The following is a 12,005-nucleotide window of genomic DNA, read 5'->3' on the forward strand; positions in this document are numbered from 1 at the left end:
CAATGCCAACGTTGACACTCTCTCGAGTGGGACACTCGATTAATGAGTTCGGCCGAGGTCGAGATATCACGGACGAAGGCGTGGCTGATGGCGGCCCGCCCCCAGACCTTGCCCGCGGCTGCGGCCCCGATCATCGTGGGGACGGGGCTGGCAGCCGACGAGGGGGTGTTCGCGCTGGTGCCGGCAGTGATGGCGTTCGTCGGATCGGCGTTGATACAGATTGGAACGAATTTCGCCAACGACTACTACGACGCGGTCAAGGGTGCCGACACAGAGGATCGCGAGGGCTTCACCCGCGTAACCCAGTCGGGGCTCATCTCGCCCGAGCAGGTAAAGCTCGCGACCGTCGTGACGTTCGGGCTGGCGATCCTCACCGGGACCTACCTCGTCTACGTCGGCGGGCTTCCGATCCTCGTGATCGGGCTCGCGAGCGTCTTCTGTGGCTGGGCCTACACCGGCGGCCCCTACCCGCTGGGCTATCACGGACTGGGCGACCTCTTCGTGTTCGTCTTCTTCGGCCTCGTCGCCGTGACCGGGACCTACTACGTCCAGGCCGCGGCCGTCCTCGCGGAGCCGCTGGCGACGACGATCCCCGACGGAACGATACCGCTCGAAGCCGTCGTGGCGAGCCTGCCCGTCGCCGGGATTTCGACCGCCATCCTCGTCGTGAACAACGTCCGCGATCTGGAGACAGACGCCGAGACCGGCAAACGGACGCTCGCAGTCCGGCTCGGCTACCGGTGGAGCCGCCTCGAGTACGTCGCCATGCTCGCGCTCGCCTACGTCGTCCCGGTCTGGTTCTGGCTCGCAGCCGGCTTCGGCCCCGGCGTGTTGCTCCCGCTCGTCACGCTGCCCTACGCCGCGATGGTCGCCCGAACCGTCTGTACGCGAACCGACGGCGAGGCGCTCAATCCGGCACTCGAGGGGACCGGCAAACTGCTCGCGATGTACGCGATCTGTTTCGCGGGGGGCTGGTGGTCCTATGAGTCAGATCGGCGATCTTTCCCTCGAGTACCGATCGTTCTCGCTCCCCCTCGCCGAGCCGTTGAAGACGGCCGACGGGACGATCGACTCGCGGGACGGATTTCTCGTCCGGTTGGTCGACGAGAGCAGCGATACCGATGCGAACGGAACCGGCGGTGGAGTCCCGCCCGAACCCGCCGTCGGCTACGGCGAAGCCACGCCGCTTCAGGGGTGGACCGAGTCCCTCGAGGACTGCGAACGGGCGCTCGAGCGCGCTTGGGACGCGCTTCGGACGGGCGGGCCGAGCGAGGCGCTCGAGACTGTCGACCGGCAGGTCGCGGCAAGACACGCGCTCTCGCTCGCGCTCGCGGACCTGCAGGCGACGCGCGAGTCGACGCCGCTGTACCGCTATCTCGGCCAAGGTCCGATGGTGGGTCGGGTTCCCGTCAACGCGACGATCGGCGACGGCTCCCCCGCGGAAACGGTGTCCGAAGCACGTCGGGCGGTCGATCGCGGCTTCGATTGCTGCAAGCTGAAGGTGGGGATCCGAAGCGTCGAGGACGATATCGAGCGCGTTCGTCGCGTTCGCGACGCCGTCGGCCCGAATGTCGAACTGCGGGCCGATGCCAACGAGGCGTGGACCTACGAGGAAGCCGAATCGGCGCTCGACGCATTCGCTGATCTGGGGGTTTCGATCCTCGAGCAGCCGCTGCCCGCCGGCGCGCTCGAGGGACACGCCGACCTTCGGGCGATGAGTCGCGGCGTCTCGATCGCACTCGACGAGGGACTGCTCGAGCACGGCGTCGACTCGATTTGTGAGGCCGACGCGGCGGACGTCGTCGTCCTGAAGCCGATGGCACTCGGCGGAATCGACGTCGCCCGGAAGGTCGCGGCCTGGCTGACCGAACTCGATATCACGCCGCTGGTAACGACGACGATCGACGGGGTCGTCGCGCGGACGGGCGCGGTCCACCTCGCGGCGGCGATCCCCGACGTGCCGGCCTGCGGGCTCGCGACCGGCGAACTGCTCGCGGCGGATCTCGGACGGGATCCCGTGTTGCTCGAGAAGGGGTCGGCGGTCGTCCCGCAGGCGAAGGGACTCGGCGTCTCGGACGTCTGGAGTGAGCGATGACTCCGGCCCCAGTCGACTGGCCGACGCGCGATCCGATCGCCCACCGCGCGGCCGCGACGCCACAGCGGACGGCGCTGCTCGATATCGAGACCGACGCGGCGTGGAGTTTTCGCGAGTTCGATCGTCGCGTCGACCGCGCCGCGTCAGCCCTCGAGTCAACCGTCCTCGAGCGAAGCGACGCGGAGCGAGGCGACTCTCAGAGAATCGGCGTCCTCATGGACACCCGCCCCGAGTTCGCGACCCTCTTTTTCGCCGCGATGCGGACCGGAACGACCGTCGTCCCGCTCAACGTTCGCGAGACGACCGGCGAACTCATTGGGAAAGCCGAGCGGACCGATATCACCGCCGTCGTCTGCGAGCGGGCCACCGAAGCCGCGGCGCTCGAGATCGCGGCCGAAACCGAGTCGGTCGACGTTCGCTCTGTCGACGAACCGACCGACGACCGGACGGGATCGCTGCTCTCGTCCGAGCTGAGCGACGCGGCTGAGACCGACCGCGAGCTCGACGGCCGATCGGTCGAGCCGGTCCCGCTCGAGCGCGACGACACACAACTACTCATGTTCACCTCCGGGACGTCCGGGGAGCCGAAGGGCGTCCAGCTCACGGTCGGCAATCTGGTCGCGAGCGCCACGGCCTCCGCGTTCCGACTCGGTGTGCTGCCGAGCGATCGGTGGCTGTGCTGCCTCCCGATGTACCACATGGGCGGGCTGGCACCGGTCCTCCGGTCGGCGCTGTACGGCACGCCAGTCGTGATCCAGCGAGAGTTCGGCGGGGAATCGACCGCGCGCGTGCTCGAGGAGTACGATATCACGGGCGTCTCGCTTGTCCCGACGATGTGCAAGCGCCTACTCGAGGCCGGCTGGGAACCGGCCGACGCCCTGCGATTCGTCCTGCTCGGCGGCGCACCGGCCTCGAGCGAGTTGCTCGAGCGCTGCCGGACGGCTGACGTTCCGGTGCATCCGACCTACGGGATGACCGAAACGGCCTCCCAGATCGCGACGGCGACGCCCGCCGAAATCGACGCGCACGACGGAACCGTTGGACAGCCGCTGTTGTTCACCGATGTCTCCGTCGTCGACGAGACCGGCACAACGGTCGGGCCCGACGAAGAGGGAGAACTCGTCGTGTCGGGACCGACGGTGACGCCGGGCTATCTCGACGAGGCGAACACCGCGTCCGCGTTCGGCGAGCGCGGATTACACACTGGCGATGTCGGCTATCGCGACGCGGACGGCCGACTGTGGATCCTCAATCGCCGTAGCGACCGGATCGTCACCGGCGGCGAGAACGTCGATCCCGGGGCGGTCGTCGCGGTGCTTCGATCGCATCCCCGCGTCGCCGACGCCGCAGTCGTCGGGCTCACCGACGAAGAGTGGGGCGAACGGGTCGCGGCGCTCGTCGTTCCCAACCCCGAGATCGATTCGGACGGGCGGCTCGAGCGGTCGCTGCTCGCTCACTGTGACGATCGCCTCGCCGGGTTCAAGCGACCGAAGACGATCGGGTTCGCCGACGAACTTCCCCGGACAGCGTCGGGAACCGTCGACCGCGACGCGGTTCGGGATCGGCTGCTCGAGGACGGCAACGACCCGGCCGAGTCGTCGTGATTCGGCGGTGGCCGTCGTCGGGCGATGCCCGACCGCTCGAGTGACGAAGTCGCGCTTCGTTTCCGTCGAGGAGACCGGTATCGAGACGGCACGATCGAGTGTGGTAACGGTTCTGGAGACGATCTCGAGACAAAGGGTATATCAGTATTTAGCCGCGGGATTCGGGACACATCTGATGGTAGCTCACAAAATTGTGAGTAGCGACATCACGCGGCCGAAGATCACGCGGTCGAACAACTGTGGTGTTGACAGCACTCTCAGTGTTGACGGCGCTCTCAGGGGGGTCGACCGATGAACACGGGGAAACTTCTCGGCCTCGAGGACGCGTCGCGGGCGGAGCGGGCCCTCTTTTTCGTGACGATGGGCGTGATGCTCTCGCTCGGCGGGTTCGGCTTTCTCCGGCCGTCGCTGCTGAGCAGCGTTCTCACCGGTGCGAAGGGATGGATACTCACCTACTTCGGCTGGTGGTTCATCCTCCTCGGGTTCGTTCTACTCATTGCTGTCTTCGCCTTCACAGTCTCGCGATACGGTCGGCTCCGTATCGGCGGCCCCGACGCCGAACCGGAGTTCGGCCTCTTTTCGTGGCTATCGATGGTGTTCACCGTCGGGTTCGGTGCCTCGGTTCTCATCTGGGGCGTCGCGGAACCGGTGTCGATCGTCCAGCATCCGCCGCCGGATCCCGCCCCCGTCCAGGGCGCGTCGGTCGAGTCGATGGCGCTGGCCTTCATGTTCATTCACGAGGTGTTCCCGGGGCTGGCGATGTGGTATCTCCCCGTCGCGATCGCCTTCGGGATCGTGGTCTACACGGACGGCGTCGGCGAGTACAAGATCAGTTCGATGCTCACCGGTGTCGTCGACAAAGATCGCATCCCCGGGCTCTACTGGCTGGTCGATCTGGCGGCGCTCATCGCCACGATCGGCGGCATCTCGACGACGCTCGGCTTCAGCGCACAGACGATGTCGGCGATCCTCAGCCGCGTGTTCGGACTCGACGCGACGGTCCTGACCTACGCGGTGTTCGCGCTGATCGGCGCCGTCTTCCTCGCTGACGTCTGGCTCGGCCTCCGAAAAGGGATCCGCAACGCGGCTCGAGCGACGGTGGTGCTCATCGGCGTCGCGATGGCCGTGCTCGTGGTGGTCGGACCGACGCTCTACATGCTCGAACTGAGCCTGGACGCGACGGGCGTCTGGCTCAGCGATATGTTCCGGCTGACGCTGTACACCGCGCCGGGAGCCGAGGGCAACTGGGCGGCCAACTGGACCGGCTTCTGGTGGGCCTGGTGGGCCGCCTGGAGCATCTTCGTCGGCAGTTTCGTCGCCCGCGTCTCGAAGGGGCGGACCATCCGGGAGATGTTCGCCGTGCTCGTCGTCGTCCCGACGGTCTTCACGTGGATCCAGCACGGCCTCATCGGTGGCTGGGTGCTCGCGCCGGGCTATCAGGAACCGGTCGCCGAAGCGATGGCCTCGGCGGGCAATCCCGCAGCCATCGCGAGAGCGCTCGAGATCACGCCGTTCGGCACGGTGCTCGCGGTGCTGTTCGTCCTCATCATCGCCGGCTACATCATCACGTCGCTCGACTCGGCGGTGTTCATGATCTCGGCCATTACGCTGGGCGACGAGAACCCCAACCCGCGAAACCGCGCGTGGTGGGGCGCGCTGCTCGCGCTCTTCGGGATGATGTCACTCCGACTCGAGGAGTTCAGCGCCATCGAGTCGCTCTCGGTGACCATGGCGCTCCCGTTCTCGCTGTTCCTGTTGCTCATCCTGTATGGCAGTTACGTCGTGGCCCGGGACTACGTCCGGGACGACGAGCGGGAACGATTGGGTCCCCAGACGGTCCGCCGGCAGCGGACTACCCGCAGCGTGACTGACGACGATTGAGCGAGCGCCCCGTCGGAGCCGAAGTTAAGACGGTGGCGTCCTTACGCCGACCCGTGTGTACGCTCACGCTCGCCTGGCAGGTCTTCGACGACGCGCCGGTCGCTGTCGCCGCGAACCGTGACGAGGCGCTCGAGCGCGAGGCGCTGCCGCCCGCCGTCTACAGTGAGGAGCCGCTGATCGTCGCGCCGAGCGACGCCGAGGCCGGTGGCACCTGGATCGGCTACAACGAGTACGGCGTCTTCGTCGGTATCACGAACAAGTGGACCGACGCCGATCTCGCCGGCGAGCGCTCTCGGGGATTGCTCGTCGCCGACGTACTCGAGGCACGCTCCGCCGCGGATGCGAAATCGATCGTCGAAGCGGCGACCGACGCCGACGAGTACGACGGCTTCTACCTCGTCGTGGCCGACGCGGCGGACGCGTTCTGTTACGAGTGGGACGGCGCGCTCTCCCTGACCGAGTTCGAGCCGGGGATTCACGTCGTCGTCAACGTCGCCATCGACGACGCGGTCGACGTCCCGTCGATCCGTCCGTCTGCAGGTCGAGCGCAAGCAGCGAACGCGAAATCAGTGCGAGAGGCGCTCGCGGCCGAGTCCGGAGAGACCGCTGCGGCGTGGCTCGAGCGGGCGGGTGACGTGCTCGGCGACCACGAGTTCGGCGTCTGCATCCACCGAAATGGGTTCGGGACGCGATCGTCGTCGCTGATCGCGCTCGGTCCGGAGACGGCGCGATACGCCTTCGCACCGGGGCCGCCGTGTCGAACGAGCTACAACGACGTATCCGTCAGAACCAGCGACGATGCGACCGATCCCGAACACGGGGGCCACGAGACCGACGAGGACTCTGCACTCGAAGGGGAAGGGCACATTTAAGCGGCTCGCTCCATCTCGTATGGATATGGACGCACTCCTGCCTGTAGCGACGCACACGGCGAGGTGGTCACCGTGAGCGTTACCGCGGCCGAAGCCGAACTCACCGAGGACGAGCGGGCCGGGCTCGAGCTCGTCCGCGAGTCCGGCGGCATCCACCAGAGCGACTTCTGGAAGGAATTGGACGTCTCCTCGCGCAAAGGCAGCCGAATCGTCGAGTCGCTCGTCGAGAAGGAACTCGTCGATCGCGAGGAGACCGTGTACGACGGCCACAACACCTACTACGTCTCACCGACCGCTCGAGACCTCGATTTCACGCTCCTGATGGCCGGCGACATGCTCTCGCCGTTTATCGGCGAGGAAGAGGTCGACCCCAACAGCGACGCCTTCTCGCAGTGGATCATGAACCTCGCGTACGAGGAGTGATCGGTTCGTCGCAGTAGTCGGTCACGTTTCAGCCGATCCGATCGAGTTCCGCGCGCCCCGTACCTGAGCGACGTGGGTAAACGTGACCAGCCCCAATCCCCCGACGACGTTTCCTGCAGTCGCGATGACGACCGTCTCGGCCAGCGACCAGTACCCGATACCGGCACTGAAGAGGAACCCGAAAAACACGTGGATCGCGGTGACGATCACGTGGTCGAACGGGCCGAGAGCCAGCAGGAACCCGACGATGTACGCAATCGTGATGCGGCTCCGGACGCTGTTGACGGCCTCGAGGAGGTACGAGAGGAGGCTCACAAGCGCGCCGCCGACGATGGCGCTGGCGAACATCCCCCGCATCGGTCGGTGGACGATCCCTTCGGCGGTCCGGGACAGCGCGTGTGCCGACCCCGACGGGAGGACGCCGTCGACGGCGAAGGCGAACGCGAAGAGGAACCCGCCGATGAGATTGACGACGAGGGTGACGGCCCACAGTCGAAAGAGCGACCCGAGCAGCCAGGAGCCGTCCTCATCGACCGCCTTCGCGGCCGGGTCGAAGAAGTTCTCGTTGAACAGTTCCGTTCGGCCGACGACCAGGAAGACGACGCCGACGCCGAAGGCGAGCGCACCCGCGATGTGCGCGACGTCGCCGAACCGCGGTTCGACCAGTCCGTCGACGACCCCCAGCGCTGCGATGCCGAAGACGATCGTGAATCCCGCGATGAAGCTGGTCGCCGTCAGCTCGAGCAGCGATTGATCGATCCGCCGTTCGCCTTCCTCGACTGCCCGGTCGAATATCTCGTTGGGGTCCGGAGCGATGGGCACGCACTAGTTACTGTATTCTGACGAAAAAGTGACCGACATGAATACGCCACAGCAGTCCGACGCGGGCAGGGGCTGTGACGGGGCGGAAACCAGTCCGATTTAGGAGGGAGAGATTCCGATTACTCGTAGGGGTCGAACCGTTCGATCAGGACGAAGGGGTCGCGTTCGCGGTTGTAGTACGGGACGTCGCCGTCGATGGCTTCGATGAGTCGGCGGTGGACTTCGCGTGCGGCGCGACCCTCGTCGGGCGCTAAGTGGTGCTGTCCGCGCATGTCCGTCCAGAATCCACCGTCGAGCCAGAGCAGCGTTTCGTCGTTCGACTGATAGACGACCTCTCCTTCCTCCGTGAGTCCGTCGATCGCGAGCTGGCGGCCGGAGAGCTGTGCGCGTGCGAGAACGGCGATGAGCTGACGACGAGAGACGGGTGCGTGCAAGGCGACGTTGTCGATCGTGTCGGCGAAATACTCCTCGACGAGGTCGCACGCTCTCGAGAACTCGTCGAATTCGACTTCCTGGTTCTGTGAGAGTTTCATGAGAGTCTCCTGCAGTGATTCGTTCGGTATGGTCCTAGTTGACAGAACTGTATAAAAATGTATCTGTCGACGAAGATAGAGACGCGGCCGAATCGGGCGAGAAGTGGGGAGCGGACGTCGCGGCCCGTTCAGGCGAGCGCGCTCGCGGCGCGAATCAACCGCTCCTCGCCGAACGCGGGACCGATGAGCTGGAGCCCGACGGGGAGGCCGTCGGTCTCGCCCGCCGGAACCGATATCGCGGGCAGGTCGGCGAGGTTCACGGGAACGGTGTTCGCGTCGGCGAGATACAGCTGGAGGGGATCGTCCAGACTCTCGCCGAGTTCGAACGGCGGGACCGGCATCGTGGGACTCGCGAGCACGTCGGCCTCCGAGAGGGCCTCGTCGAAGTCCTGTTTGACCCACGCACGAGCGTCCTGGGCTTTCTTGTAGTACTTGTCGTGGTAGCCCGCCGAAAGCGCGTAGGTCCCCAGCAAGATCCGGCGCTTGACCTCGTCGCCGAACCCTTCCTCGCGGGCCTTGGCGAACGCCTCATTCCAGTTACCCTCGTAGCCGCCCGAACGGCCGTAGCGGACGCCGTCGAAGCGCGCGAGGTTCGACGATGCCTCGGACATCGCGATGACGTAGTAGGCTTCGACGGCGTGTTCGACCGAGGGAAGACTGACCTCGTGGTACTCCGCGCCGCGCTCCTCGAGGTCGTCCACTGCCGCCCAGAACGTCTCGACGACGCCCTCGTCGGCTCCCTCGAGCAGCTCCGTCGGAACGCCGATCCGGAGGCCGTCGACGTCGCCGGTGGCGGCGTCGGCGTAGCTCGCGCCGTCTTCGAGCGGCGTCTCGCGAGTTGTCGCATCGCGTTCGTCGCTCCCAGCGATCACGTCGAGCAACCCCGCGGCGTCCTCGACGGTCTCACCGAAGGGACCGATCTGCTCTAAGCTGTTGCCGTAGGCGACGAGGCCGTATCGGGAAACCAGCCCGTACGTGGGCTTGATACCGACGACGCCGCAGAAGGCGGCCGGGCAGCGGACCGAGCCGCCGGTATCGGAGCCGAGCGCGAGGTCGGCCTCGCCGGCGGCGACTGCCGCCGCCGAACCGCCAGAGGAGCCGCCGGGAACGTGGCCCGGCGCGGCGGGATTGTCCGTCGCACCGAAGTGAGAGGTCTCGGTGGTCGTCCCCATCCCGAACTCGTCCATGTTGGCCTTGCCGACGATGGTCGCACCGGCGTCTTTCAGCCGAGAGACGACCGTCGCGTCGTAGGGCGGAACGTAGTCCTCGAGCATCCGCGAGCCGCAGGTCGTTCGGAGGCCCTCGGTGGAGATATTGTCCTTGACCGCAACGGTCGTTCCCGCGAGCGGGCCGTCGTCGTCGTCGCCCTCGATCCGCGCTCCTGTGATGAAAATATTCTCCGACATGCTCACGAGACGTTGGGGCCCTTGAAATAGCCGTCCTCGGTTTCCGGCGCGTTCCGGAGCGCCTCCTCGCTGTCGAGCGAGGGGCGTTCCTCGTCCGGTCGCATCACGTTCGCGAGGTCGGCGTCGCGATCGACTTCCGGCACCTCGTCTAGCGTCTCGAAGTACTCGAGGATGTCCGCGAACTGCCCGGCGAACCGGTCGACCTCGTCGTCGTCGAGGTCGACGCGAGCCAGCTCCGCGACGTGGCGGACTTCCTCGGGACTGACGGCGTCGTCGCTCATACGTGTTCGCACCGGCCTCCGGAGAGTAAGGGTTTCGATACCGCCCGCTTCTCGAACGCCACCCTGCTCGTGCGAAAAGAGAGCGCCTTCAGTCACGAGGGCCGAACGTGAATTGTCCGTTCCAGTTCAGTCGACGACTGGCCCCGAAGTGCTCGATCCCGGTCACGATGGCGGCCTTAAGATACTATTACCGCTGTCTAATCAGGTACTAATACTACAACTGTGGGAGATAATCAGTTCATACTCAAGGTCGCTGTCCGGGGACTGAAAGTATGGACTGTGATAACTGCGAGGCCGACGAGGTTGCGTACACGCTAACGACCTACGTCGAATCCGGCGTCGAGGAGAGTGTCGACCTCCACTTCTGCTCGACGGATTGTCTGCGCGTCTGGACGTGAGCGCCGAACCGGCTCGAAGCGCTCGAGGCGCGAGCCCGGCCGGGAAAAACGTCCTCTAAGGACGGTCTGCGGCTAGGTGATGCCAAATGGGAACGAGCACACGGGCGACGGTAGCGGAGTCGGAACTCGAGTCGGCCATCCCGGAACGGGTCGACGCGAACTCGAGCCGCCGAACAGTCAACGGGATCGAGTTACACGTCGTCACCGCCGGCGATCGAGCGGATCCGCTGGTCGTCTTGCTCCACGGGTTTCCCGAGTACTGGTACGAGTGGCGGACGCAAATCGCACCGCTCGTTGACGCCGGTTATCGCGTCCTCGTTCCCGATCAGCGGGGGTACAATCGCAGCGAGAAGCCCGACGGTGTGCGAGCGTACCGAACGGCGGAACTCGCGCGGGACGTCGTCGCTCTGATCGCGACCGAGGAACGCGACGCGGCCCACGTCGTCGGCCACGACTGGGGCGGGGTCGTCGCCTGGTACCTCGCGTGTCGGTTCCCCGGGGCCGTCGACCGCCTCGCCGTCGTCAACGCGCCGCATCCGACCGCGTACCGTCGGCAGCTACTCGCGAACCTCGAGCAACTGCGTCGGAGCTGGTACGCCGTCTGTTTTCAGCCGCCGTGGCTCCCCGAGTTCGCGTGTCGGTACGACGAGTATCACCTCCTCGAGCGGGCGCTTCGCGAAACGGCCGCGCCGGGAACGTTCACCGAGACCGATCTGGCCCGATACCGGCGGGCCTGGAGCCGGGACCGCGCGCTGACCGGGATGCTCAACTGGTACCGGGCGGCCGCGCGGTATCCGCCGAATCCGACGATCGACCGCGTCGCCGCGCCGACGCTCGTCGTCTGGGGCGAAGACGATTCGGCACTCGTCCCCCCACTGGCGGTCGACAGCGCGGCGTTCTGTGCGGAGCGCCGCCTCGAGATACTGCCGGGCGTGAGTCACTGGGTTCCCCACGAGGAACCCGAGCGACTGACGGAACTGTTGCTCGAACACGCGAGCGCGTAGCGTAAGGTCCCCCACGCCGCCGGATAGCGAGCGCGTGCTCGGTTCCGTGCGACTGGAGACCGGTCTCGAGTCAGCCGACCGGAACACGTTCGGGAGATGACTCTCGTCCCCGGTGTGCGTCAGTTCGACCGACCAGCACCGCAGGTATCCGAGGGACGGGCCGTCACGACTCCCGTCGGTCGGCGTCGACACCGTGCGGTGTTCGCCCTCGAGAGCTATGCTCGACTCACACACGCGTCCGAACCCGATCGGCCGAATCGCTTCCGACCCGTTCGTCCTCGCCCTCGCCGCCGCCGACGCGGTCGTCGTGACGGCGTTTCTCGGCTTCGGCCTGTTCTCTCACGGGCTCGAGCCGTGGGAGTACCCGTTCTACACCCTCCGAACGGCGGCTCCGTTCGTGATCGCCTGGGGGATCGTCGCCCCGCTCTTGGGCGCGTACCGCCGCCGGACGCTCGAGTCCGTCGGACGGACGGTCGCCGTGGTCGGGGCCGCGTGGCTCACCGTCACACTGCTCGGCGGCGGGATCCGCGCCTCGCCGTACGTCCCCGGCGGGGCCCCGCCCGAGTTCCTGCTGGTCAACGCCGCTCTCGGGCTCGTGTTCGTCCTTCCGTGGCGGCTCGCGGTGGCCGGCGGCTGCCGCTGGCGGCGGTGACCGGTACGCGGCCGTCGCGGGCGACGATGATCAG

The 12,005-nt window shown here is 66.6% G+C and carries 13 protein-coding genes and 1 pseudogene; 10 read left to right on the forward strand and 4 right to left on the reverse strand.

Going from position 1 to position 12,005, the window contains the following annotated elements; translation table 11 throughout:
• Positions 1-42 precede the first annotated feature (42 nt).
• The 7 genes and pseudogenes from CP556_RS19680 to CP556_RS19710 all read left to right on the forward strand — a co-directional run.
• A pseudogene (locus CP556_RS19680) lies at positions 43-972 on the forward strand (1,4-dihydroxy-2-naphthoate polyprenyltransferase); the annotation flags it as partial.
• Positions 973-982: 10 nt separating this feature from the next.
• Complete coding sequence (locus tag CP556_RS19685; protein WP_098727159.1) at positions 983-2,095, forward strand: mandelate racemase/muconate lactonizing enzyme family protein; 1,113 nt, start codon at positions 983-985, stop codon at positions 2,093-2,095.
• Complete coding sequence (locus CP556_RS19690; protein ID WP_098727160.1) at positions 2,092-3,699, forward strand: class I adenylate-forming enzyme family protein; 1,608 nt, start codon at positions 2,092-2,094, stop codon at positions 3,697-3,699. The genes CP556_RS19685 and CP556_RS19690 overlap by 4 nt, the downstream gene beginning before the upstream one ends.
• Positions 3,700-3,706: 7 nt before the next feature.
• Positions 3,707-3,994, forward strand: a complete 288-nt coding sequence (locus CP556_RS19695) for a hypothetical protein (RefSeq protein WP_141551717.1) — start codon at positions 3,707-3,709, stop codon at positions 3,992-3,994.
• Positions 3,991-5,580, forward strand: a complete 1,590-nt coding sequence (locus CP556_RS19700; protein WP_098727162.1) for a BCCT family transporter — start codon at positions 3,991-3,993, stop codon at positions 5,578-5,580. The genes CP556_RS19695 and CP556_RS19700 overlap by 4 nt, the downstream gene beginning before the upstream one ends.
• A gap of 53 nt (positions 5,581-5,633) precedes the next feature.
• A complete protein-coding gene (locus CP556_RS19705) occupies positions 5,634-6,452 on the forward strand; it encodes an NRDE family protein (RefSeq protein WP_098727163.1) in 819 nt (272 codons plus the stop codon).
• Between the two features lie 72 nt (positions 6,453-6,524).
• A complete protein-coding gene (locus CP556_RS19710) occupies positions 6,525-6,875 on the forward strand; it encodes a helix-turn-helix transcriptional regulator (protein ID WP_098727490.1) in 351 nt (116 codons plus the stop codon).
• Between the two features lie 21 nt (positions 6,876-6,896).
• On the opposite strand, the gene CP556_RS19715 is transcribed toward CP556_RS19710, so the two are convergent.
• The 4 genes from CP556_RS19715 to gatC form a co-directional block, all read right to left on the reverse strand.
• Positions 6,897-7,697, reverse strand: a complete 801-nt coding sequence (locus CP556_RS19715; RefSeq protein WP_098727164.1) for a formate/nitrite transporter family protein — start codon at positions 7,695-7,697, stop codon at positions 6,897-6,899.
• A gap of 119 nt (positions 7,698-7,816) precedes the next feature.
• Positions 7,817-8,230: a DUF8048 family protein gene (locus tag CP556_RS19720; protein ID WP_098727165.1), complete on the reverse strand. Its 414-nt coding sequence runs from the start codon at positions 8,228-8,230 to the stop codon at positions 7,817-7,819.
• A gap of 128 nt (positions 8,231-8,358) precedes the next feature.
• Entirely contained in the window at positions 8,359-9,636 is a 1,278-nt protein-coding gene (gatA, locus tag CP556_RS19725; RefSeq protein WP_098727166.1) for an Asp-tRNA(Asn)/Glu-tRNA(Gln) amidotransferase subunit GatA, read from the reverse strand.
• Positions 9,637-9,638: 2 nt separating this feature from the next.
• Positions 9,639-9,917, reverse strand: coding sequence for an Asp-tRNA(Asn)/Glu-tRNA(Gln) amidotransferase subunit GatC (gene gatC, locus CP556_RS19730; protein WP_098727167.1), 279 nt, complete (start codon positions 9,915-9,917; stop codon positions 9,639-9,641).
• 272 nt (positions 9,918-10,189) lie between these two features.
• Here gatC and CP556_RS26840 point away from each other — a divergent pair, with 272 nt between their 5' ends.
• The 3 genes from CP556_RS26840 to CP556_RS19740 all read left to right on the forward strand — a co-directional run bounded on the left by CP556_RS26840 (position 10,190) and on the right by CP556_RS19740 (position 11,971).
• Entirely contained in the window at positions 10,190-10,315 is a 126-nt protein-coding gene (locus CP556_RS26840; protein ID WP_255291508.1) for a hypothetical protein, read from the forward strand.
• 86 nt (positions 10,316-10,401) lie between these two features.
• Positions 10,402-11,319 (forward strand): alpha/beta fold hydrolase, encoded by a 918-nt coding sequence (locus CP556_RS19735; protein WP_098727168.1) that lies wholly within the window; start codon positions 10,402-10,404, stop codon positions 11,317-11,319.
• Positions 11,320-11,536: 217 nt separating this feature from the next.
• Entirely contained in the window at positions 11,537-11,971 is a 435-nt protein-coding gene (locus tag CP556_RS19740) for a DUF3054 domain-containing protein (RefSeq protein WP_098727169.1), read from the forward strand.
• Positions 11,972-12,005 lie beyond the last annotated feature (34 nt).

Origin of the sequence: Natrinema sp. CBA1119 (assembly GCF_002572525.1) — an archaeon.
GTDB lineage: Archaea > Halobacteriota > Halobacteria > Halobacteriales > Natrialbaceae > Natrinema.

Coding starts and splice junctions, on each gene's coding strand:
- CP556_RS19690 (WP_098727160.1), top strand. CDS start 2,092: ATGACTCCGGCCCCAGTCGACTGGCCGACGCGCGATCCGATCGCCCAC.
- CP556_RS19685 (WP_098727159.1), top strand. CDS start 983: ATGAGTCAGATCGGCGATCTTTCCCTCGAGTACCGATCGTTCTCGCTC.
- CP556_RS19700 (WP_098727162.1), top strand. CDS start 3,991: ATGAACACGGGGAAACTTCTCGGCCTCGAGGACGCGTCGCGGGCGGAG.
- CP556_RS19740 (WP_098727169.1), top strand. CDS start 11,537: ATGCTCGACTCACACACGCGTCCGAACCCGATCGGCCGAATCGCTTCC.
- CP556_RS19735 (WP_098727168.1), top strand. CDS start 10,402: ATGGGAACGAGCACACGGGCGACGGTAGCGGAGTCGGAACTCGAGTCG.
- CP556_RS26840 (WP_255291508.1), top strand. CDS start 10,190: ATGGACTGTGATAACTGCGAGGCCGACGAGGTTGCGTACACGCTAACG.
- CP556_RS19720 (WP_098727165.1), bottom strand. CDS start 8,230: ATGAAACTCTCACAGAACCAGGAAGTCGAATTCGACGAGTTCTCGAGA.
- gatC (WP_098727167.1), bottom strand. CDS start 9,917: ATGAGCGACGACGCCGTCAGTCCCGAGGAAGTCCGCCACGTCGCGGAG.
- gatA (WP_098727166.1), bottom strand. CDS start 9,636: ATGTCGGAGAATATTTTCATCACAGGAGCGCGGATCGAGGGCGACGAC.